The sequence below is a fragment of the Parablautia muri genome (assembly GCF_009917485.1).
Classification (GTDB): Bacteria; Bacillota; Clostridia; order Lachnospirales; family Lachnospiraceae; genus Suilimivivens; species Suilimivivens muri.
Map to the genome: position 1 here is coordinate 35,194 of NZ_QZDT01000020.1, position 23,670 is coordinate 58,863.

Consider the following 23,670-nt stretch of genomic DNA (forward strand, 5'->3'; position numbering starts at 1 on the left):
TCCCTACCTCCTGCTAAACAATTTTACCTGATAATATACGTGAAAAGAAAGCTGCCACTCCCCTTTTAGGAACAATCTGGTCTGTTTCCGGCTCCATTATACTTACAGTAATTCTCTCAAAGGCCGCTACTGATTTCGCTGCCGGCGACTTTAAAGATACCGGCATCTGGTACATCACCGCCTTAGGCAGCTGGCTGTCTCTGGGAATCCCCCCAAGATATGTAATGGGAATTTTCAAATAGCTTCCCACCACGGCATTTAACTTCTCAAAAAGCGCATCTCCTTCTTTCACTGCATTTACCTTGTTGGCGATTATCTTGACCAAGGTTTTCTCCTTGGAAAACTTTGGATGCCTGTTAAGAGCCTTTAAAAGGGAATAGGAATCGGCAATGGAGGTGGGCTCCGTTGTTGTAATCAATACAATCTCCTCGCTGGCCACCAAAAATTCCAAAACCGTATCTGAAATTCCCGCTGCCGTATCTACTATAATAATATCCGCAATTGCATCCAGTTCGGAAAGATTATTGATGATATATGTCAAATAATCTTTATTTAAATTAGAAAGCCCCGTAATTCCCGATCCTCCTGATATAAACCCAACCTCCATAGGCCCCCATGTAATAATATCTCTGATCGTTTTTCCTTTGTATATCAAATCACTCAGGTTATATTTTGGCACTGCCCCAAACATAATTTCAATGTTAGCAAGGCCAAAATCTGCATCCAGTATAACAACCCTCTGTCCTAATTTCCTGAATTGTATCGCCAGATTAATCGCCACGCTGGACTTCCCCACGCCCCCTTTGCCACTTGTAACCGTAATAACTCTTGCAAGAGGTTTGTTATGGCCAATGGCGCCTGCTTTTATAATATTTCTTAATTGTTCGGCCTGATCCATTCTCTTCCTCACTTATCCGTGGTTTATCACTATCAGTTCTTCTTGCCGCCTAATAGCTGCTTTACTGTTTTTTGTGGATTAAATACCTCTATGTCCTCAGGCACATTCTGCCCATAAGTCACATAGGATAACGGTGCTCCAGTATGGAGCCTTATATTGAGTAAACTTCCCAAAGTACTTGTTTCATCTAACTTCGTAAAAATAAGATTATAATCCGTCATCGCGCTATAGCTGTCTGCAATGCTGATCAAATCCTTATATTTTGTAGTTGCGCTTAGCACAAGAAAAACATCCTTTTGCGCCAGTCCGTCCACCGAATGGATAAAACCGATCATAGTCTCCTTCTGTCCTTCATTCTGGGGAGAATGTCCCGCAGTATCCACCATAATAAAATCATAATCTCTGAAATCACGCAGAGCCTGCTCTATTTCCTCCGTAGAATAAATTACCCTGAAAGGAACCTCCATAATATTTGCATAAGTGCGAAGCTGTTCCGCTGCTGCAATTCGATACGTGTCCGCTGTCAGAAGCGCCACCTTCTTATCCCCTTCCACGCTGAATTTAGAGGCAATTTTTGCAATTGTAGTGGTCTTTCCAACACCCGTAGGTCCTACAAAGAAAATAACCTTAGGTCCCTTTTCCGCAGGTGTTATCTCCATAGGTTTGCCAAACTTAAGTATCATTTTCTGATAAGTATTAGCAAGCGCATAATTAAAAGGCATATTCGGCTTATTTATCTTCTTGATTTCATCCACAATCTGATTCGCATACTGCTCATTCACTTCATTTTCAAGCATTGTGTAATACAGCAGTTTCATAAAGCGGTCTACTTCCGTCTCCTCACGCTCCTCAGACTCATCCTTTGTATCCTCCGGTTTTTGAAGCTGCTGCTCTAATAAAGTATGCAGCGTATTTATTTTTTCCTCCAGCTTCTTATTCTCTGCCTGAGGATCCGTCTCCTTATTTTGCGCTTCTTCCTGTGCCTTGTCTTCCTCTTTAGGCGCAACCGGCGCCTTTTCTACCTTAGCAGCAATATCCTGAACCAACGGCTGTGGCTTTACTTCCACCTTTTTAGGAGCAATCATGTTCATTGGTTCATCCTCAAGCGCCACGGTAACCTCCACCACCTGGGGCTTTAGGAAACTTAAAATCCCACTATTTTTTACATTCCGGACATTCATGATTACCACGCCGTTGCCCAGTTCTTTTTTTGCACTTTCTACTGCTTGTGCTTCTGTTTTTCCCTGAAATTTTTTTATTATCATGCCGTCACCATTCCTACAGATTGTAATTCAATATTACTATCTATCTCATTATATGAAACCACGATTAAATCTTTATAATAATCTTCTGTCAATCTCTTAAAATACATACGCACGATTGGGGAAGTTATAACAATAGGACTCTTTCCCAAATTTTCCAGCTTTGCAATTTCATCCCCTACGGATTTCATAATTGCCCTGGTTTTTTCCGGATCAAGTGTAAGATACGCACCTGTCTCCGTCTGTTTCACACTTGCCATAACCTCCTGTTCCAGCTTAGGGTCTAAGGTTACCACACTGGTTGTTTCCCCCGCCGGGAAAAACTTCGTTGATATGGCTCGCTTAAGGCTCTGTCTTACATATTCTGTCAAAATATCCGTATCCCTTGAGGTGGCGGCATAGTCTGCTAATGTTTCAAATATGGTAAGCAAATCTCTTATGGAAATACCTTCCTTCAAAAGATTCTGCAGCACCTTTTGTATCTCGCCAAGTCCTAAGAGCTTGGGTATAAGTTCTTCCACCAAAGACGGATTGGTTTCCTTCAGGTTGTCGGTCAGGTTCTGTACATCCTGCCTTGTAAGTAACTCGGAAATATGTTGCCTGATAATCTCCGTCAAATGAGTAGCGATAATGGAAGGCGGATCTACTACCGTATAGCCCATGCTCTCCGCACGCTCCCTCTGGCCTTCCGTTATCCAGATAGCCGGTAAATGGAAGGACGGTTCAAAAGTGGGAATACCTGTAATCTCCTCCTCCACATATCCTGGATTCATGGCCATGTAGTGGTCGAAAAGGATTTCTCCCTCGCTGACCTGTATTCCTTTTATTTTAATAATATATTGATTCGGATTTAATTGAATATTATCACGAAGCCTGATAATGGGAACCACCGTACCAAGTTCAAGAGCAATCTGTCTTCTGATCATTACCACACGGTCTAAAAGGTCGCCGCCCTGGTTTACATCCGCAAGGGGAATAATTCCATAACCAAATTCAAGCTCGATGGGATCCACCTGCAGCAGGCTATTGACATTCTCTGGCTGTCTGATCTCCTCGGCTGCAATTTCATCCGCATTTATCTCCCCTTCAATCTCGGCAGTCTCAAGAGTGTTTGCCACCATCCTTCCCGTTACAATGAAAATAAGGCCAAGGGTCAGGAAGACAAGATCCGGCAAAGGCGTTACGATTCCCAGCCCGGCAATTACGGCTCCCACCAAATAAAGAGCCTTGGGGATTCCAAAAAGCTGACTTACCAGCACCGTACCGAAATCCGCATCCTTTGAACCTTTCGTTACCAAAATACCAGTGGATAAAGAAATAAGAAGAGAAGGAATCTGGCTCACAAGTCCATCACCTATGGTGAGGATAACATATTTTTCGACTGCCTCCGCAACCTCCATATTCTGGTAAATCATACCCATTGCAATTCCGCCAATGACGTTTACAAAGGTTATAACAAGACCAGCCGTAGCATCTCCCTTTACATACTTAACGGCACCATCCATGGAACCAAAGAAACTTGATTCCGCCTGAATCTTATCTCTTCGTACTTTTGCCTCCGCATCTGAAATGGCACCGGTATTTAAATCTGCGTCAATGGCCATCTGCTTACCAGGCATAGCGTCCAATGTAAATCTGGCTGTAACCTCGGCTACTCTTTCAGAACCTTTATTGATTACCATGAACTGAATTAGAATTAAGATAATAAAAACAATACTGCCGACCACCAGATTCCCGGCGCCTACATAATTACCAAAGGTAGCAACCACCTGCCCCGGATCGCCGGTGGTAAGAATCAGTCTGGTAGAAGAAACATTAAGGGCAATTCTGAATATGGTGGTAAATAAAAGCATGGTAGGATAAAAAGACATATCCAGAACTTCCTTAGTGAACATAGTACCAAAGAGAATGGTAAACGCAATTGAAATATTGCAGGCCAGCAGTATATCCAAAAGCCAATTTGGAATAGGCACAATAAACATAATAAATGCCGAAAGCACATATGCCGCAACGCCAATATCCGCCTTTTTCATGTCCATTCCCCTTTCTTTCATTTTTAGATTACTTTTGTATTACTTTTTAGATTACTTTAACTGCTATGATATATTTACTTTATATTTTACCCTTTAAGTGATATACAAAGGCAAGTACCTCTGCCACCGCCTGGTATAACTCCGGTGGAACTAGCCCTCCTACATCTACATTGGCATAAAGCATTCTTGCAAGTGGTTTGTTCTCTACAATTTCCACGTTGTTTTCTTTGGCAGCCTCTTTAATTTTCAGGGCCAGATAATCTTCTCCTTTTGCAAGCACATAAGGAGCATCATATTTATCCGGATCATATTTAATCGCCACCGCATAATGAGTGGGGTTGGTGATTACCACATCCGCCTCAGGAAGCTGCTGCATCATTCTCCGCATAGAGGCCTCCCTCATACGCTGCTTCTGCTTTCCTTTTATCTGCGGATCACCTTCCGCATTCTTAAACTCATCCTTTACTTCCTGTTTGGTCATCTTCATATCTTCATGAAATTTCCATTTCTGGTATGCATAATCCAAAAAGGCAATTACCATATAAACTGCCGCAATCCTGATTCCAAGATCAATCACAATCTCACCAATCAGTCCGATTGCCCGGTTTAAGGTGATGTCATACAAAATGAAAATTTGTCCCAGTCTGCCTTTTAAATAGGAATAGGCCATATACCCGATTACCAGCAGCTTAAGAATTGACTTAAACAATTCCATCAGAGAGTTCGCTGAAAATATTCTTTTAAACCCTTTTAAGGGGCTTAATTTGCTGAGCTTAGGCCGCATAGGCTTTGTAGTCGGCCTCCACTTAACCTGCATCAGATCGCATATGAAAGCTACCACAAATCCTATCAATAGTATTGGCAGTATTAAAAGCAGCAGCTGAACCATCATGCTTCGGATTATCACCTGAAGTGCTGCTATCGGGGTCTGCCCTTCATATCTTTTAATTGCGTCAGGCATCTGCCCGTAAACCACATTAAAATACTCAATAAACCTGGTTCCTATCGTTCCCAGATATAGCTTCAATATGATAAACAAAGCAAGCATACCAAAAGCATTTGCAATTTCCTTACTCTTAGCAACCTGTCCTTCGCCTCTGGCATCACTTAATTTTTTGGCGGTCGGTTCTTCTGTCTTTTCTCCACCCGGACCGTCCTTCGCAAAGAACTGTAGATTATACGACAACAATAATTTACTTTTCTCCACGAATCCGCCTCCTTTTTCACTTATTGCATCATAACCTCTACAAAAACCGATACCATATGTTTCATCTGATCATATATAAAACTAGCCGCTCCCGGCAGCATGGCTGTAGAAAAGAACAGAATACAAAGACCTGTCAGCACCTTCATCTGAATTCCTACCGCAAACATATTCATCTGCGGCGATACCTTAGCAAGCACACCCAGCACGGCATTTAAAATAATCATAACTGCAAAAATCGGCAAGCATATTCGAAATCCTATCACAATGTAATCTGACAAAAACTCTATCACTGCCATCATTATCTTATCCCGCCTGAATATAACTTCATTGACAGGAATTAACGTATAAGTCTCTGCCAGGGCTTTTAACAAATACCGATGCATGCCAGATAACATCAACATCAGCAGAATCATATAATTATAATAAACACCTGTGATGGTCGCATTCTGTCTTGTGGCCGGATCCATCAGACTTGCCATGGAAAGCCCCATTTCCATATCTGCAATCTGGCCTGCAAAAGTGACAATTGTAGCACATAAATTGGCCGCAAACCCAAGCATCAGTCCGGTTATGACTTCCTTCATGACAATGATTGTATAGCCAAGCAATGTATCATAAGCAATCGTCTGACGGGGTAAGCTCTGATAAAGCAAAAATGCAATACAAATGGCAAGGGCGGCTCTCACACGTCTGGGCGTATTATTCATACTGAAAAAAGGGGCCTCAAACATAAAGCTGCCAACCCGCATAAGGATTAAAAAGAAATACTCTAAATCTGCATAAGTAAATGCATATTCCAACATGATTCCTTACCTTATATACCGACTAAAATCGGACCACAAATCCACCATAAAGCCAGACAACTCCGTCAGCATCCAGTTCCCCAGTAAAATAAGGGCGAGGAAAATGGAAATCACCTTAGGCACGAAGGTCAGTGTCTGCTCCTGAATGGAGGTAACCGTCTGAAAAATACTGATAACCAAACCTACAGCCAGTGACACCAAAAGAACCGGCGCCGCTACCTTTATAACCAAAAACAATGCCGAACTGGCAATCGCCGTAACCTCATCAACTGTCATTTACCATCATCTCCGTCAATAAAAAGTTTCAACAAGATTTACGATAATCAAATTCCATCCGTCCGCAAGCACAAACAACAAAATTTTAAACGGCATAGAAATTGTCGTTGGCGGCAGCATCATCATACCCATACTCATAAGAGTGGATGCCACAACCATATCAATTACAATAAATGGAATGTAAATAATAAATCCTAAAATAAATGCCTCTCTGAGTTCTCCAATGATAAAACTTGGAACAAGCACAGAAAATGGAATACTATCTAACTCTCCATCCCACTCCTGACCGGAAATTTCCAAAAAAACCCTTACATCCTGTGTCTGGGTCTGGGTGTACATAAAATCCCGAAGTGGCTGCGCTCCTGCCGTAAAAAATTCCTCTTGGGTAATCTCTCCGGCTTCAAAGGGAACCACTGCTTCTTCATAAATCCTAGTTAACGTGGGCTGCATAATAAAGTACGTCAAAAACAAAGCAATTCCAAGCAACACCTGATTAGGCGGTGCTGTCTGCGTATTAAGGGCTGCTCTGGTAAAATGCAGGACAATGATGGTCCTGGTAAAAGAGGTAAGCGTGATCAATAACAACGGTGCTAAAGCTATCATCGTAAGCGTGAGTAAAATCCGGAGATTTGCATTGACCTCGCCATTGCCGTTGTTTACCGTAACCGTCAAATTGTTCGCAATGTTTAATTCCGATAAATCTTCCCTTGAATCAGCACTCCCGGGCTCATCTATATTAGTCCTTTCCTCCTGTGAGCCTATAAGATCAGAATCAGCAGCCGTGGCCTTAACAGACAGAGTGGGAATAATACACAATATGCCTACCGTCATCAGCAGGCATACTATCTTCATTACTATTTTTGCAGCGAAACTACTTTTCATACCAATCTCCCGTGCTGCCAATTATTTGCTTATCCTTTATCCTTTTCTTTCAACATCTTGACCTTATCTAAAATACTGGCAAAATCTGCTATTTGTCCTTCCGTATTCTTTTGAAGATCAAGTTGAGATTCTGAAAGTTCCGAAAGCATGTGTACCTCATCCTTCCCAACAGCAATTACAAGATATTTGGTTCCTGCCCTTACAATTTGAATATACTTGTTGGGGGTAATTCGGCAGGTTTCAATTATTTCCAGATTTCCGCATCCTGCCTTTCCTTTCTGGTAACCAGCTATCCACCTGGTAACCAGATAGGTAATGGCAAGTACGAATACAAAAAGAATAAGCACTGTCATAAACTGGACATAACTGTCCGCTCTTGAAACAGCCGTCAGCAACATATTAGCCAACTACCTTCTGTACCGCTTCCAAAACGCGAGCAGGCTGGAACGGCTTTACGATAAAATCCTTCGCGCCTGAATGAATTGCATCAATAACCATGGCCTGCTGACCCATTGCCGAACACATAATAACCTTTGCAGTCGGATCCGCACCCATAATCATCTTAAGGGCGGCAATACCGTCAACTTCCGGCATAGTGATATCCATAAGCACCAAGTCAGGCTTTAACTCGTTAAACTTTTCAAAAGCCTTTGCGCCATTTTCTGCTTCTCCTACCACGTTATAGCCATTCTTTGTGAGAATGTCCTTGATCATCATTCGCATAAACGCAGCATCATCAACAATCAAAATATTTTTTGCCATTTCTTTTCTCCTACCTTTTAATTAATTATTTCGGTTACACGGATGCCAAAACTTTCTTCAATCACCACAACCTCGCCTTTAGCTACAAACTTACCATTTACAAGTACGTCTATCGGTTCACCGGCTATTCTGTCAAGTTCAATGATTGTTCCCGGTGCGAAGTCCAATATTTCCGATATGGATTTTTTAGCCCTGCCAAGCTCCACTGTTACATCAAGCGGCACATCCTTGATTAATCCTATGTTTTCCTGCGCCGGCATGACACCCATATTGTTATTAAAATTCTGAAATTGTGCAGTCTGCACATTCGCTCCCTGCATATTCATTTGGGGATATCCCATATTCATTCCCATCATTGGTGCTCCTCCCATCGGCATTCCTGTTCCCATCTGAGTATTTCCCAGATTAGCTTGGCCTGCGTTTAACTGGGGGCTTGATTCATTTGCAGCAGACAGCATTTGAGACGCCGGCTGTGATGCAGTAGAAGCTCCTGGCTGATCCGGTGTGTTTGACACAGCAAAAGTATCATACAAACTCTTCGCAAAGTCAATAGGATATAATTGCATAATGGAACTGTCCACCAAATCCCCTACCTGCATTCTAAAAGAAATCTTAACAAATTTCCCTTTCAAAAACGGATCAATATCTTCCCCCGCTGCAACATCATTTAAATCTATCAAAGAAGCCTCTGGGGGGCTGATATCTATCATTTTCCCAAGCATGGTAGACATAGAAGTTGCCGCTGCACCCATCATCTGGTTCATAGCCTCTGAAATAGCGCTAAGGTGAAGCTCTCCTAACTCTCCATCCGTATTGCTTCCATCTCCGCCCATCATCAAATCTGCAATTATTTTCACATCATGCTCTTTCATAATCATGATGTTAGAGCCATTCAGACCTGTCGTGTAGCGAATTTGAATAAAAACGCAGGGGCGTTCATAATCCGCCACCACTGAAGCCCAATCCGCTACCATAACCCGAGGCGTTGTGATGTCCACCTTCGTATTTACCAGGGAAAACAAAGTCGTTGCCGAAGATCCTAAACTAATATTGGCAATTTCCCCAATGGCATCTTTCTCCACATCGGTTAGCAGACCTTCCATATCCGCATCTGCCACCGGCACCGCATCCTCTTTCGGTTTATCTCCTTCTGCATTTTCGGATAAATCCATACCTGAAAGAAGCGCCTGTATCTCATCTTGTGACAATGCTCCTCCGTCCATACATTATTCCTCCTCTCTGATCACCGTTGTCACCTGAACTGCATAGCTATCCTTGCTGGAGCCCGGAAGTGCGGTAAATTTTTTGATATTCCCCACATAAACCTTCATCTCTGAGTCCACTTTCGTATCCAATCTTATGATATCCCCAATCTGCAAACTCAGAAAATCACTTACAGATACCTGACTTTTACCCAGCACTGCTCTCACAGGTACATCAATTCTCTTAATAAGTGATTCAAGCTGCTGTTCGTAATTCGTTTTATCATCCTTCTGCATAGTTGAATACCAATATTTCGTATTCAGTTTATCCATCACATCTTCCAAAGTAAAGTAAGGAAGACAGACATTCATATATCCTTCCACATCCCCTATCTTAATGTTAAAGGAAACAATAGCAACCATATCACTTGGAGCAATCACCTGCGCAAACTGAGCATTGGTCTCAATCCTCTCTAACACCGGATTGACCTCAACCACATTTTTCCATGGTTCCCGCATATGCTGTATACAGATTGACATCAGTCTATCCAAAATAGAAAGTTCAATCTCTGAATATTCTCTGCTTTTCTCAAGAGGCAGTCCCTGACCTCCCAGCATCCGGTCAATCATAGCGAATCCTAAATTAGTAGACAGCTCAATCATAATATTACCATTTAAAGGCTGAAAATCCACTATACAAAGTATCACAGGATTAGAAAGCGCATTTGAAAATTCCGAAAAAGTAAAAGTTTCAGAACTTGATACCGATACCTGAATACTTTTCCTTAGATAAACCGGAAGATTCGTAGAAAGTAGCCTGCCATAATGTTCATAAATAATTTCAAGTGTCCGTAGATGCTCCTTGGAAAATTTTGCAGGCCTCTTAAAATCATAGCTTTTTACTTGTACATCTGACTTATCCGGCATCTGCCCAACATCCAGCTCACCATTATTCATAGCGGCCAGAAGACTGTCTATCTCGCTTTGAGATAATATATCACCCACCGGCTCCACACCTCCTTTATCTCTGCCGAAAGATTCTGTTCACGCGGCATTTACTGATAAAGTGCGACCAGCGTTACATCAAAAATAAAATCTGATCCAAAAAGTTCCTGAACCCTTGCTAATATATCCGTTTTTAACAGTTCGGAGTTTGCCTTTGCTTCATCCATTGTGTACTGCTCAACTAATTCGAAAATCTGTCCCCGAATCAAATCTTCTCTGCCTGAAAGATCGCCTTCCCCATAAGTTTTATAGTCCTCATGTTTGCTATTCATAGACAAGGTAACAGTGATCACACCATAATGATCTTTGTCATCCCCTTCCGCCCTTTTCATGGGAATCTGCAAATCTGAAATCGTGTAAGTCACAGTATCTTCCAATGGTACCGCAGGCCCGGCTCCCCCACCTGCATAACCGCTGCTGATATCAATATTGATTGCCGAAGCAACATCACTTACCAGCTCTGCCGTCTTTCTGTTGGTACCGGTTACACTGAACATCATAATTGCAGTAAGAATTATGTTTACAATCAACAACACTAATATCAAAATCGAAATCAAATTTCTTTTCATAATAAATACAGCCTTTCTCCATCAATATGAACTTAATGCATTATATATTTTTATTTCAACCCGTCTGTTTTTTGATCTGCCTTCATCTGAAGAATTATCAGCAATTGGAATATACTCCCCTCTGCCTGAATGCTTAATCTTACTCATATCCAAGGTAGTATTTTCTTCCAGATAATAGAAAACCGACAAAGCCCTGCCGCTGCTCAATTCATCATTATTTGCATATTTTGCACCTGACATCGGTACATTATCCGTATGTCCTTCTATTTCTATGATTCCTTCACTGAACCTCTGTAGAATAATGCCAAGCTGTTCCATGAGCGGCAGTGCCTCCTGCTTAATCTCTACGCTGCCCGAATCAAACAAAAGGGCTCCGTTTAATGTAAGCTGCACATATTGGGAAGTAAACTCAATATCCACTTCTTTATCCAAATTTTTTTCTTCTAGAGCTTCCTCTACCTTCTCCGCCAGCTGTTCCGATTCTTTAATCTTCGCTTCCTCCATAACTTCCACGGCAGTTTTCAGATCTTCTGGTATCGCATCTCCTTCCGCATCCCTGCCCGTGCTGTTTATGTAATTGTCCAGCTCATTTAATTGGCTGACCCCATTGCTGATTAAAATTCCATCGCCAATCGCGGAAGCTCCCGCAGTAAAAATACTGAACGTCTGGTTAAAAGAGGCTGCCAGCTGTTCAAACTTCTGTGCATCCATGGTTGACATAGAAAAGAGCATGACAAAAAAACAAAGAAGCAAATTCATGAGGTCGGCAAAGGTCGACTGCCAGGCCGGAGCGCCTTTCGGTGGTTCATCCGGTTTTCTCTTAGCCATTCTCATCACCTCCGTCACCCAGCATCCGGTCGCTTGGTGCCATGAATGACTTCAGTTTTTCTTCTATTACTCTGGGATTCTCACCAGCCTGAATAGAAAGAAGACCTTCAATCATAATTTCTTTGAGCATTATCTCACTGGCATTATTCGATTTTAACTTACCCGCAACCGGCGAGCATATCCAGTTAGCCAACAGGGAACCATACAATGTTGTAATAAGTGCTACCGCCATAGAAGGTCCGATTGTAGAAGGGTTATCCATCTCGTAAAGCATGTTGACCAGACCAACCAAGGTACCAATCATACCCCAGGCAGGGCCCATAGCTCCCAGATCCTCCCAAAACGTAATCTTGTTCTTGTGTCTGTCTTCCGTACTAACTAACTCTGTCTCCATGATTCCACGTACCAGTTCAGGGTCTGTTCCGTCTACGATAAGCAGCACTCCCTTTTTCATGAAATCATCATCCAGATTAGATGCGGCCTCCTCCAGTGACAGGAGACCTTCTTTTCTTGCAACATTGGAAAGGTCAATGATCTTCTGTATCATCTCCTTGGTATCTATCTCAGGAGATTTAAATACCAGGAGAAAGCTCTTAAGCCCTGCCAGATAGTCAGAAAGCGACTTGGACGCCAATACAGCAAAAAACGCACCGCCAAAAGTAATAATGGCCGATGCCACATCCACATACCTGCCTATGTTCGCAATACCCGCCGCATTGATGATACCGAACGCACACATACCAAAACAAAGACCTAATCCTAAAATTGACGCTATATCCACAATTCCTCACCCCTTTTGCATTAATTTGCAAAAAAATCCTTTCTATACGATTTTACAAGATTTTTTACGTCTTGTCTACTTTCTTTTACAATTATTTTTCTGCCTGTGGTAAATGCGATTACCGTGTCCGGTGTTTCCTCCACAAGCTCTATTAAATCGGGATTGATTAACACTTTGATCCCATTTATTTTGGTCACCTCTATCATATCACTTTGTTCCCTCCTGCGCTACTGTAAATTTTTTTCAGTAGGGTTAATTAACAATTTCTTTACTATATTGGTAATTGTTTATTACGCCAAAGGGAACCGGTTTTTGGCCCGGTTCCCTTTCCTTTGGCTATACATAATACATTTATATTTATATTGCCGATAATCCTTTTATATGCCAATCTATCCGTCAAACAAGCACGAAGATTATCTCTTTAAGTTGGTTAGTTCTTCAAGCAGGGTATCTGAAACCGTGATGATACGGCTGTTAGCCTGGAAACCTCTCTGGGTTGTTATCATTTCGGTAAACTCAGAGGCCAAATCAACATTACTCATTTCCAGTACGCCGGACTCCATCTTACCGCCGCCTGCCGTGATGTCCTCGCCGATTCCATCGAAATCACCCGAGTTTAAGGTGGCTGAATAAAGGTTGTCACCCTCTTTGGAGAGGCCTGAAGGGTTTGCAAAAGTTGCCGAAGCAATCTGCCCTAAGAGCTTTCTTTGACCATTGTCATAGGAAGCATAAATCTTACCGTCTCTCTGGATGGAAACACCGCTAAGCTCGCCTTCCCTGCGTCCCTCGCCTAAACCGCTCTGATCTCCGGCGTATGCGCTGATGGTTGCAACACCATTGTTGTCATAATTACTGGTTGCGGAGAAATCTATTTCGATATCTCCGAAATTAGGTATACCGGACAACCCTAATGTAACGGTGCGGTTTCCTACCGTAGTGTAATCCTTATCCGGATTGTGCGCCTCGCCAATGCTCTGGAAGGTACCTTTACCGTTTCTGTAATTTAATAATACGGCATTATCCACACCGGTAGGACCCGTAGCGCCATCGCCAAATGTAATCGCATTGCCATTCGCTGTAAGTGTAGGAGGATCCGTTGTATAGTTTCCGTCATTATCTAATTCATACATAATAGACCTTCCGGTGCTTTCGCTGATAACATCATCCAGCTTCACATAAAACTGTCCTGTATCGCCGTCAATGGCATGCACGCTCATTCTGGCCGTGTACTTATAACCCTGGTTATCGAAAAACTCCAGGTCAAGTATTCTACCGTCATCATTGTTAATATCAGGGTCATTTTTATCAACCAGACCGCCAACTGTTGCCAGAGAGGTCGCCTCCGGCGGATAGGTCATATTTTCCTCCGTCATAATTTTAAGAGCCTGTACCCGCGCCTTTTGGATATTATTAGGATTTTCCGGATCTACTCCCCAGCCCATTACATTGTAACCGGTGCTGGTCATAGCAAGGTTTCCTTTCCCATCAATGTAGAAGGAGCCGTCTCTTGTAAAAAAGTTTTCCGAGCCGTTGCTTACCACAAAGAATGCATCTCCGCTGATCATAATATCAAATGGGTCGTTGGTATTTTGGGCCGAGCCCTGACCGGAAATGTTGGTCTTGATTGCGCTGGTCTTAGATCCAAGACCAATCTGCCTTGCGTTGGTACCTGCCACACCTGTTGTGGGGTTTGCCCCGGAAGCAGCCTGAGTGGTCTGATACATCAAATCCGCAAATGTCATAGACTGTGATTTGTACGCTGTTGTGTTGACGTTGGCAATATTATTACCGATAACGTCCATTCTTGCCTGGTGTGTCCTTAAACCGGCAACACCAGAAAATAATGATCTCATCATAATGAAATGACCTCCTTAAATTTCATGCCGCATTGTTTCCTCCGTCATTCGGAAACTTTTAGCCTCCCTAAGGTCCGGCTATATGATTACGGCACCGTCAATATTCGTAAATACATTTTCCGCTGCATCCTGCTGATTCATCGCCGTCACTACCGTATTATTCGGTATATTTACAATAAAAGCAAGCTGATCAACAATCACAAGCGATTCTTTGATTCCTTTCATCTGCGCTTTCTGTGCGCCCTCCTGCAAACGTTCCATCTGGCCGCTGGTAAGTTCAATATTCCGATCCGCTAATCTTCCTGCGGCATGCTTGGAAAATCTCACCTGTCCCTGGGCCCTGGCACGGCTGTTTTCTAAAATTTCCTGAAAAGACTGACCATCCGTGGCCACCTGCGATGTCCCGCTTTTATTTTGTTTCAGGTATTGATCCTGCAATTGTTCAATAGAAAGATAGCCTTTGTTTTGAACCTGCATATTCTTTTCCTCCTTAAGCGGTTAATCCTGCATCCTGCAATTTCTGTTCCGACAGCTTTCTAATTGTGGTGTGGGTTCCGACCAATTGGCGCTTATTTTCTATTCGCCGCCTTCTCCTCCGGCTTCTTCTCCACCATCTTCTCCTGCATCGCCGCCTTCTTCTACTTTGTCATCGCCATCCTCTACTTTATCGTCATCTTCCGGAGGCTTATTGGCATCGGCTGCATCTTGCAGTTCGGCAATTCTCTCTACATATTTCTGCAGCTTCTCAATATTTTTCTTATCAATGAAGGACTGCTGGTAAGCTGTCATGCCGTTAAAGATTTTTTGTAAGGTTTCAATGTTGTCCTTATCCTTAAGTGTAACAAACTCAAGTCTGGGCAGTTGATCCATAGCTGCTGTAAATGATACCGCCAGATCAATCGCTGACTGATAAGTTTCATCTATAACTGCAACCACATCATCTATGGAATAAAGAGCGCCGTCTATGGAAACAAAAGCCTGATTGTTCTCATAGGTCACATATTCCACTGTGCCCTGAATTGACTTGGCATTTCCTGCGCTGTCCACAGTATTTACTTCCACTAACTTGCCTACCATGGAAGAAGCTCTTGTAAGCTCCATGGTTGCCGCCATATTCTGCATCTGTTCCACCTGTGAGAAGGTTGCATATTGAGAAATATACTCTGTATTAGAAGTAGGCTCCAAAGGATCCTGATACTTCATCTGGGCTACTAAAAGCTGTAAAAACGCATCCTTATCCAAGCTATTTTTCGTAGCGGCTTTCTTAATGGAACTTTCTGATGCGGTTTCTTCAACTACTCCATTTTTTACTACTGCATCTACCATATTAATCCCCTATTCCTGCCAGCACGCTCAAATTGAGGTACCAGCACAAATTTGCCGATTGAAAAATTCCAGAAATTTATTTCTGCTTCTCCAATCCGTTTACTCCTGCCTGTGCTTTAAACCGCTTGTATTTAAAGCACCTTCTAAACAGTATAGTCCACTGTATTTCCATTCATTTCCATCATCTTTGCTGCAAGGACTTCTTCTTCGCTTGCTTCCTCATCTAAAATCCCATCCACCTCATTTAAATTGATTCTTCTAAGGGGTCTTCTGTTATTTTCGGATGAAGCATCCGCATTTTCTTCTTTTCCCTGTCCCTGCCAAAGATTACTCTCAAATCCATGGCTTTCCACAGTGACCTGTACCGCTTCCACTTTCACTCCCTGTTCCTTTAAGCTTTCCTGGAGCGTTGTAATCTGGCTTTCTATGGCTGCTTTAACGGTTTCGTTTTGTACATGGAATTGGGCCGTTATCTCGCCGCCTTTAGAAGAAAGCTGGATATGTACGGTTCCAAGGCTTTCCGGATGCAGCTGCATTTCCAATTGTTCCATGCCGGGCTTTAGCTGAATCTTCATATAATCCATAATCTGATCCATAATATCCCTGGACTGCTGACTGAAGATTTCCGTAGTCTGTTCAAAAGGAACCTCTGCCGCCTGCAGCTTTTCCTGGGAGAGTGTGTTAAGGAGCAAATTGCCTGTGCCGGCATCCTGTGACTGTCCCTTGCTGCTTTCATCTTCCTTTTGTTCATGGTTATCCGTCTGCTGGTGTACGGCTTCCACCTCTGTTTCCGGCTTCGCCGATGCCACATCCACCACTTTGGTCGCATTGCCGTTTTCATCGGTCGAAAGCTTAACCGTATCCTCTCCGTACTTCACCTCAACCGTAATCTGGGGCTCATTTGCCTCCCCCTTAGCTGATACATCTTCTCCCTGTCCACCCATACGGTTTTGCATTTCCTCCAGCACTGTCTGCATATCCTCAGGGCTAATTCCCATTTCCTGAGAAAGCTCTGCTTTCAGCTCTTGCATGGTTCCAAGCAGATTTTGCAGGCTGTCAAAAAGATTGCCATCCGTAAGAAGCGCGGTTGCATCCTCAGCGCCGTTTAGCATCAATACCAGCTGTGTCAAATTAGACGGGTCGAAAAGTGCATATATCGAAAGCCCTAATTCTTCCATAGCTTTCTCCACATCTTCTCTTGAAACACCTAATTCTTCCGCGATTTCATCCATGACTTTTTCTCCGGCTTCCTCCAATGCCTGTTCCTGGTCTTTGGTCAGATTTTCCGGTTTTGCCGTTTCCTTCACGGTCTCCTGTGGCTTTAGGCTGTCTCTGCGGCTGTTTGCCGTCTGCGGCGCAGGCGTCTTAACACTGTTTCCATTGGCAATCGCCTGAAATTGGTTGTACGAACTGCCGCCTTTTGTTTTGTTCATAACATCGCCAAAACTCTCTGACTTATTGTCCGTATTACCTGTTTTTACGGAATTTTTCCCCCCTGGCAAATTCATAAAGGGGTTCACTTCCTTTACAGGTGCGCTTGTCATTCACATCCCTCCTGTCTTTATAAGCCTGTTAAGACTCTTTTTCAAGGTACATAATTTATATCGGTTCAAGGAGCAGATTCTTTAAGGCTCAGGATCCATCATTTTTGTGATCCTTGCTGCAATTTCAGGGTCCATTGCCTCTAAAATTTTAGCCCTGCTGTCTGCATCCATCGCACCCAGTATCCGAATTGCCAGTTCCAAATTATCTGTCATTTCCTCCAAAATCGCCGCCACCGCTTTTGGCTTCATAGACGAATAGGTTTTGGCATATTCCTCAATTTCACTGCTTTCAGCGCTCTGCGTCACTACCTGCCTATAGAGATATTCCGCTGTTGCAGGATCCATCTCCTCGTAGTACTTCTTGTACTCCTCAATGCCAGGTCCTTTATCTGCGTAAACCACTTCCTCATAAAATTCCGTCTTAATCCTCTGAAATTCTACCTGACTGTCCTCAAAAGTCTTAAGACGTTCCACCTCAGCCTTCAGTTCGTCCACCTCGTCCGTTTTATCCGACTGGGCGGACTGGGCGCGCTCAAGCTCAAGTTCAAGCTCTTTGATATAATCCACGGCCTCCTCGATACTTGTATATCCGCCGTAGCCTTCTTCTTCATCTTCTCCCAAAACTCCCGAATCGGCAGTGCTTGGCAAAATCATGCTAAGTACCGGTACGTCTTTCAGGATAGGTGTTAGTACATTACTTCCAAACCCACCAAAATCCAGCTTAATAATCAGACACAGGATAGCCACCCAAATCAGCACTATAATAAATGTGACCAAAAATACCGAACCACTGCCGGCGGCTTCTCCATCCACCAATTCTTCTTCCTGGTCTGCTATTTCCCTCGCTCTTGCTTTTGCCGCCTTACGCTGCTCCTTTTGTTCCTGTTTTAATTTTTTCTTTTCTTCCTTAAGACGCTTCTTTTCCAGCTTTGCGTCATCAAAGCTCATTTCTTCATCTATTGGCATACTTCCATACCTCCCAGCTCTGCTTCGCTGCAAGCAGCGGGCATAAATCCTTATTTTCGTCCATGGGTATAACTGGTAAGCTCATCTACTTCTTTCGCTTCCTTGGCATTCTCCTCATGGATAAATACCTCAAAGGCTTTCTCCCGCAGTCTCTCCTGCGTCTTGCTTTCCTGCCTTGCAAGCTGCAATTTCTTTCGTGCCGCTTCCAATTGGTCCTCAGCCAGCTTCACCTGCTGCTTTTGGAACAGGATAAATTCATCCATCACGGCAATCGCATCCCGGTTTTCTAAGATATCCAAAACCTTTAAGCTATTTTTCCGAAGCTCCCTGCCTTTATTTTCATAAGCTTCTTTTCTGTCAAAAAGTACCTGCAATTTTTCTTCTTCTTCATCCAGATGCATCCTGGCGGCGGCGAACTCCATCTTAGCCTGATCTTCCATTTTTATCTTAATGTTCAGGATACTCTGCATCCGATATCTAAATCTGGCCATTTATGCTTCCGCTCCGCTAACAAAAATTTTTTTCAAAAGCTCTACAGATTCCTCAAAAGTTATTTTATCCTCTACGTCCTGCATCAGGAACTGATTCACCTCTCCAATTTTCTGGATTGCATAATCAATTTCTGGATTGCTGCCGGATTTATAAGCGCCGATATTAATCAAATCCTCCGCTTCACTATAGGTGGCAAGCACATTTTTAAGCTTGCCGGCATAGCTTTTGTGGTCTCTTTCCGCAATCTGGCTCATACATCTTGAAATACTTTGCAGAACGTCAATAGCCGGATAATGATTTTTATGGGCTAACTTTCTGTCTAACATGATATGCCCATCTAAAATACTTCTTGCAGTATCCGTGATCGGCTCATTAAAGTCATCGCCATCCACTAAAACAGTATATAGTCCGGTAATGGAACCCTTATCAGATCTGCCCGCACGCTCTAAAAGCTTGGGCATTTCAGAATAAACGCTGGGCGGATATCCTCTTGAAACCGGCGGTTCCCCACTGGCAAGACCTATCTCTCTCTGGGCCATGGAAAAACGAGTAAGGGAATCCATCATAAGCAGAACATCCTTCCCCTGATCTCTGAAATATTCCGCAACAGCCGTAGCTGTCTGGGCTGCTTTTTTTCGCTCCAGAGCAGGCTTATCAGAGGTTGCCACCACTACTACCGAACGTTTCATGCCTTCAGGGCCTAAGTCTCTTTCAATAAATTCTCTCACTTCCCTGCCGCGCTCTCCTATCAGGGCAATCACATTGATATCCGCCTTCGTATTTCTGGCAAACATACCCATCAGTGTTGACTTGCCTACACCGGAACCCGCAAAAATACCAATTCTTTGTCCCTTGCCAACCGTAATAAGGCCATCTACCGCTTTTACGCCAAGAGGTAATACTTCATCAATAATCTTCCTGCTCATGGGATCCGGCGGTTTAGCCTCCACCGAATATTCTTCGCCCACAAGTTCCTCCCCTGTATCAGGTCTGCCCAAGCCGTCTAAGACATGGCCAAGAAGCCCTCCGTCTACCCGTACCTTTAAAGGAGCCCCGGTATTCTCTACGATACTCCCGGGGCCAATACCTACCACATTCTGGTAGGGCATCAAAAGATTCTTCCCCTCTTTAAAGCCAACCACCTCCCCAGGAGACGGTTTTTCATTGCGGCCGCCCTCCACAGGATAAATCATACAAATATCCCCAAGTTTAGCCGCCGGACCTGCTGACTCAATGGTAAGTCCCACTACATTTACTACCTTGCCGCTTACCTTAAAAAGAGAATCATCTATCACACTTATATATTTGTCAAAATTAATTTTCGGTGTTATCAATTTATACTCCGCCCTCTCTTACTTCCTGACATGTCGCCTCTTGGCATAAACATCATGCGAAAAATGGATCTTTTCGTCTTTTTCACATTTTTCTATAAGAAAGGAGCCGCAATTTCCGCTTAAGCTCCTCGAGCTCCGTTCCAAGGGAGCAATCATAAATGCCACCCTCTGTCTCAATCATACACTGGGCATCTGAGAGCGTAACATCTGTTATAATTTCCAGATTATCCGCCAATGTGCCTGTTTCTTCCTGGATTCTTCCCTTTTGCGCGCTCACCTTAGGATAATCCTTCTTAGAGACATGTACGATAAAGCTCTTAGCATAATTCATTTTCTGCATAGTATCAATAAGCAAATTTGTAACAATCTGGTCATATCCGCTTAAATCTACTTTAAAAATATGCTCGTAAATTCCCGCTAAATTTTCAATGAACTGTGGTTCCAATTCCTCCAGAATGCTTTCATATTCTTTCTCAAGGTTTTCCTTTTCCTGAATATATTCATCCTTCAAAGCCTGTACCTGCGCCATTCCTTCTTCATAGCCGCTTTGATATCCCTGCTCTTTTGCTTCAGATAAAGCATCAACCCGCATTTTTTCAATCTGCTCCTCGGCCTCCTTAATCATCTGGTCAGCCTGGGCCTTAAGTTCTTCCAGCTTTTCATTAGCTTCCTCGATTTCCTGTTCTAGCTCCGCCTTTTCTTCTTTCAGAGAGACGCTTTTCATTACGCTCTCTCCTCCATCCTTTGCAAGCAGAGCATCCACCACTTCCGAATCGAGTCCCGGGTTGAATCCTTCCTCTCCTCCCTGGAGAGCTTCCTCTTTCGCAAGCTGTATGGCCGCTGCCTCTTTCAGTTTAGATTCCACCAATTCATTGCTGTCTATCACACGGGCATCACTGTCCATCATGACCCAGCCCGCTTTGTAAAGATTGCTATACAACGATCTCGTCACCTCCACCTCTGGAAATTACGATTTCTCCGGCTTCTTCCAGTCTCCTTATGACACCAACGATCTTCTGCTGCGCTTCCTCTACATCTTTCATACGAACAGGACCCATGAATTCCATATCTTCCTTAATCATAACGGCAAGACGCTTGGAAAGGTTATTAAAGATTGTAGCCTGTACCTGTTCGTTGCCTCCCTTAAGCGCAAGCGCTAAATCATTGTTATCAACATCACGCAGCACTCTTTGGATTGCACGATCGTCCAAAAGAAGAATATCTTCGAATACGAACATTTTCTTCCTGATTTCGTCCGCAAGCTCCGGATCTTCCACTTCCAAAGTCTCCATAATATGCTTCTCCGTAGATCTGTCTACCGTATTTAAAATTTCTACCACAGCATCCACACCGCCGATAATGGTGTAATCCTGGTTCACTAAAGATGCAAGTTTTGATTCAAGCACTTTCTCAACCTCTTTCACAACATCTGGACTTGTTCTATCCATCACAGCAATACGCTTTGCCACATCTGACTGCTGTTCTGGCGGAAGTGCCGAAACAATAAGCGCAGCCTGCTGTGGCGCCAGATAAGACAAAATAAGTGCAATTGTCTGAGGATGTTCATCCTGTATAAAGTTAAGAAGCTGAGACGCATCTGTCTTGCGCACGAATTCGAAAGGCTTAACCTGCAGGGATGCTGTCAGCTTCCCAATCACGTCCATTGCCTTGTCGTTTCCAAGAGCCTTTTCCAAAAGTTCCTTGGCGTAACCAATACCGCCTTCCGCAATATACTGCTGTGCAAGACATATCCCATAAAATTCGTCTATAATTTCTTCCTTTACCTGAGGAGTAACACTTCTTGTATTTGCAATTTCAAGGGTCAGTTCCTCAATTTCTTCATCCTTCAGATGTTTAAAAATGAGTGCTGACCTTTCGGGTCCTAAGGCAATCAATAAAATTGCCGCTTTTTGAATCCCTGGTATTTTATCCTCGGTATTCTTTGGCATACCTGTCTAACCTCCCTTTAAGGCCCCACAACTGCTCAGCCCCATTCCTCGTTTAACCAGTTGCGAAGAAGATTTGCTGCAGCCTCCGGATTTTCGTCTACAAATTTTTCAATTAATTTTCTGTTTTCCGAGATTTGTTCCACTCCGATATCTACGATATCAACCTCCGGCTGAGACTGAAGCAGATTTTCCACTGACAATTCCTCCGGCTGCTCCGGCTGTTTTTCCGAACGCATGCTTCTGAACACAACAAAACCAAGAAGCGCCAGAATCACAACAATGAGGACAATCTGCATAACATCTGATGCGGAAATATTAAGCCCTTCTCTATCAAAAAATATATTTTCCGAATAAGCAACAATTGCAACATTCGCAACCGGGAAACCGGTTGCTTTCGCAACCAAATCATACCATTCCTCTGGCACTGTCACCATTTCCTGGCCTGCATTTTGAAGCTTATATTCATCCCATGTAACCCCATCTAAAAGTCCCTGTGCTCTTACGTCTTCCTCCCTGACCACATTCATGTTCGTACAGGATAAGGAGACGGTGGACTGCTCATAATTAATGGTTCCCGGCAAAATGTTCTGGTTCGTAATCCGCTCCGAAGGCAGGTATTTGTCTTCCTGTTCCGTGGTACTGGTATTACTTTCCGCATTATCCTGATAAACATATTCTGGCTGTTCTCCGTTGGAATCTGTTCCCGGCACATCTCCATTGGCATTGGAGGACTCCGAACTGTAAGTTCTTTGAGATGCCAGATACCCTTGGGCGTTTCCGTCTCCCACATAATATTCATGGTCCGTAATTTCGGTAGAAGAAAAATCCATATCCAGGTTAACTGCTACTTCCACCTTTTCAAAGCTGCCGGTTCCCAGCATAACCTGTCTGACATCATTCTTTACCTTGGTTTCCCACTGGGCCTTCACACTCATCTGGGAACTGGCTGTGCTTGAAACACTGTAATCATTATCTCCTGTAAAGAGAATGTTACTGGCCGTATCTGTAATTACCACCTTTTCAGTGGTTTTATTTCCAATTGCAACCGCAACTGCTTTGGCCAGCGCTGATGCATTGTCCGCAGTAAATTCCCCATCAAGCTCCAGTACAATCCATATTCCGGATTCTTCTTCCGAATCAATGAGGGTTCCGGTTTTTTCCGGTATGTACAAATCTACTACAGCACTTTTCACTGAGGTGAACTTCCCAATGATGTCATTGGCCAGACGGCTTTCCAGATATAACTCGTATTTCTTTTGCTTATCTGCCTCTGTTGTGCTAAAGCCGCCCTCCGTCACCTGCTCTATGGAATAACTGAAGGATTGGATATCGTTTGATGCAAGTAACAAATTAGCTTGGGATTCTTGTTCTTTATTAATCTTAATCTGGTAGGCATCATCTGAAACTTCATAATCCAAGCCGGCTCCCTCTAAAAGTTCCGCCACCTCTGCTGCCTGTTTCGTAGTTTCACAGTTGAGCAGCACCACATACTGTGGTCTGGTCAGTACTGTAATTAAAATTGCAAAGGCCAAAATAATTGCCGCCCCTGCCGATATAATAAATGTTTTCTGCTTGGTGGAAAACCTGTTCCACCACTCAAGGATCTTTCCTAAAAGTTCCTTAACACGCTCTGCCATCACTTAAACCTTCTTCCGTTTATTTCCCCTGCAGGTCATCTCAAAATAAGCTCTGCTT

General features: G+C 43.4%; 25 protein-coding genes. All 25 read right to left on the reverse strand.

The genetic code is table 11. From position 1 onward, the window contains the following. Positions 1–13: 13 nt before the first annotated feature. Entirely contained in the window at positions 14–898 is an 885-nt protein-coding gene (locus D5281_RS12935; RefSeq protein WP_160560567.1) for a MinD/ParA family protein, read from the reverse strand. Positions 899–930: 32 nt separating this feature from the next. Beyond that, positions 931–2,163: a flagellar biosynthesis protein FlhF gene (flhF, locus tag D5281_RS12940; RefSeq protein ID WP_160560568.1), complete on the reverse strand. Its 1,233-nt coding sequence runs from the start codon at positions 2,161–2,163 to the stop codon at positions 931–933. After that, complete coding sequence (gene flhA, locus D5281_RS12945; protein WP_277935350.1) at positions 2,160–4,193, reverse strand: flagellar biosynthesis protein FlhA; 2,034 nt, start codon at positions 4,191–4,193, stop codon at positions 2,160–2,162. The genes flhF and flhA overlap by 4 nt, the downstream gene beginning before the upstream one ends. A 79-nt stretch (positions 4,194–4,272) precedes the next feature. Then, complete coding sequence (gene flhB, locus D5281_RS12950) at positions 4,273–5,400, reverse strand: flagellar biosynthesis protein FlhB (protein ID WP_330585016.1); 1,128 nt, start codon at positions 5,398–5,400, stop codon at positions 4,273–4,275. A gap of 20 nt (positions 5,401–5,420) precedes the next feature. Then, positions 5,421–6,203 (reverse strand): flagellar biosynthetic protein FliR, encoded by a 783-nt coding sequence (fliR, locus tag D5281_RS12955; protein ID WP_160560570.1) that lies wholly within the window; start codon positions 6,201–6,203, stop codon positions 5,421–5,423. 6 nt (positions 6,204–6,209) lie between these two features. Beyond that, the gene (gene fliQ, locus D5281_RS12960; protein ID WP_160560571.1) at positions 6,210–6,479 is read right to left on the reverse strand and encodes a flagellar biosynthesis protein FliQ; all 270 of its coding nucleotides are present in this window, start codon (positions 6,477–6,479) and stop codon (positions 6,210–6,212) included. 15 nt (positions 6,480–6,494) lie between these two features. Next, positions 6,495–7,361: a flagellar type III secretion system pore protein FliP gene (fliP, locus tag D5281_RS12965; protein ID WP_160560572.1), complete on the reverse strand. Its 867-nt coding sequence runs from the start codon at positions 7,359–7,361 to the stop codon at positions 6,495–6,497. Between the two features lie 29 nt (positions 7,362–7,390). Next, positions 7,391–7,759 (reverse strand): flagellar biosynthetic protein FliO, encoded by a 369-nt coding sequence (locus tag D5281_RS12970; protein WP_160560573.1) that lies wholly within the window; start codon positions 7,757–7,759, stop codon positions 7,391–7,393. 1 nt (position 7,760) lies between these two features. Beyond that, on the reverse strand, positions 7,761–8,123 hold the full coding sequence (locus D5281_RS12975) for a response regulator (protein ID WP_160560574.1): 363 nt from the start codon (positions 8,121–8,123) through the stop codon (positions 7,761–7,763). A gap of 17 nt (positions 8,124–8,140) precedes the next feature. Then, entirely contained in the window at positions 8,141–9,346 is a 1,206-nt protein-coding gene (gene fliY, locus D5281_RS12980) for a flagellar motor switch phosphatase FliY (RefSeq protein ID WP_160560575.1), read from the reverse strand. A gap of 3 nt (positions 9,347–9,349) precedes the next feature. Beyond that, positions 9,350–10,330 (reverse strand): flagellar motor switch protein FliM, encoded by a 981-nt coding sequence (fliM, locus tag D5281_RS12985; protein WP_330585018.1) that lies wholly within the window; start codon positions 10,328–10,330, stop codon positions 9,350–9,352. A 50-nt stretch (positions 10,331–10,380) separates the two neighbouring features. After that, positions 10,381–10,899 carry a flagellar basal body-associated FliL family protein gene (locus tag D5281_RS12990; protein WP_160560576.1) on the reverse strand — a complete coding sequence of 173 codons (519 nt, stop codon included), beginning with the start codon at positions 10,897–10,899 and terminating at the stop codon, positions 10,381–10,383. A gap of 21 nt (positions 10,900–10,920) precedes the next feature. Continuing rightward, positions 10,921–11,727 (reverse strand): flagellar motor protein MotB, encoded by an 807-nt coding sequence (locus D5281_RS12995; RefSeq protein ID WP_160560577.1) that lies wholly within the window; start codon positions 11,725–11,727, stop codon positions 10,921–10,923. Next, complete coding sequence (locus tag D5281_RS13000) at positions 11,720–12,508, reverse strand: motility protein A (RefSeq protein WP_330585019.1); 789 nt, start codon at positions 12,506–12,508, stop codon at positions 11,720–11,722. The genes D5281_RS12995 and D5281_RS13000 overlap by 8 nt, the downstream gene beginning before the upstream one ends. Positions 12,509–12,528: 20 nt before the next feature. Continuing rightward, entirely contained in the window at positions 12,529–12,714 is a 186-nt protein-coding gene (locus D5281_RS13005; RefSeq protein WP_160560578.1) for a flagellar FlbD family protein, read from the reverse strand. Positions 12,715–12,921: 207 nt separating this feature from the next. Further along, complete coding sequence (locus D5281_RS13010; RefSeq protein WP_160560579.1) at positions 12,922–14,364, reverse strand: flagellar hook protein FlgE; 1,443 nt, start codon at positions 14,362–14,364, stop codon at positions 12,922–12,924. Between the two features lie 78 nt (positions 14,365–14,442). Further along, on the reverse strand, positions 14,443–14,841 hold the full coding sequence (locus D5281_RS13015; RefSeq protein ID WP_160560580.1) for a TIGR02530 family flagellar biosynthesis protein: 399 nt from the start codon (positions 14,839–14,841) through the stop codon (positions 14,443–14,445). 99 nt (positions 14,842–14,940) lie between these two features. Then, complete coding sequence (locus tag D5281_RS13020; RefSeq protein ID WP_160560581.1) at positions 14,941–15,690, reverse strand: flagellar hook capping FlgD N-terminal domain-containing protein; 750 nt, start codon at positions 15,688–15,690, stop codon at positions 14,941–14,943. Positions 15,691–15,833: 143 nt separating this feature from the next. Beyond that, positions 15,834–17,234, reverse strand: coding sequence for a flagellar hook-length control protein FliK (locus tag D5281_RS13025; protein WP_160560582.1), 1,401 nt, complete (start codon positions 17,232–17,234; stop codon positions 15,834–15,836). Positions 17,235–17,315: 81 nt separating this feature from the next. Further along, entirely contained in the window at positions 17,316–18,200 is an 885-nt protein-coding gene (locus D5281_RS13030; protein WP_160560583.1) for a MotE family protein, read from the reverse strand. A 50-nt stretch (positions 18,201–18,250) separates the two neighbouring features. Continuing rightward, positions 18,251–18,691 (reverse strand): flagellar export protein FliJ, encoded by a 441-nt coding sequence (gene fliJ, locus D5281_RS13035; protein WP_160560584.1) that lies wholly within the window; start codon positions 18,689–18,691, stop codon positions 18,251–18,253. Further along, positions 18,692–20,023 carry a flagellar protein export ATPase FliI gene (gene fliI, locus D5281_RS13040; RefSeq protein WP_334296614.1) on the reverse strand — a complete coding sequence of 444 codons (1,332 nt, stop codon included), beginning with the start codon at positions 20,021–20,023 and terminating at the stop codon, positions 18,692–18,694. An 85-nt stretch (positions 20,024–20,108) separates the two neighbouring features. Continuing rightward, positions 20,109–20,933, reverse strand: coding sequence for a FliH/SctL family protein (locus D5281_RS13045; protein ID WP_160560586.1), 825 nt, complete (start codon positions 20,931–20,933; stop codon positions 20,109–20,111). A gap of 25 nt (positions 20,934–20,958) precedes the next feature. After that, positions 20,959–21,975, reverse strand: a complete 1,017-nt coding sequence (gene fliG, locus D5281_RS13050; protein WP_160560587.1) for a flagellar motor switch protein FliG — start codon at positions 21,973–21,975, stop codon at positions 20,959–20,961. Positions 21,976–22,010: 35 nt separating this feature from the next. Next, the gene (locus D5281_RS13055; protein ID WP_160560588.1) at positions 22,011–23,612 is read right to left on the reverse strand and encodes a flagellar M-ring protein FliF C-terminal domain-containing protein; all 1,602 of its coding nucleotides are present in this window, start codon (positions 23,610–23,612) and stop codon (positions 22,011–22,013) included. Between the last annotated feature and the right edge of the window lie 58 nt (positions 23,613–23,670).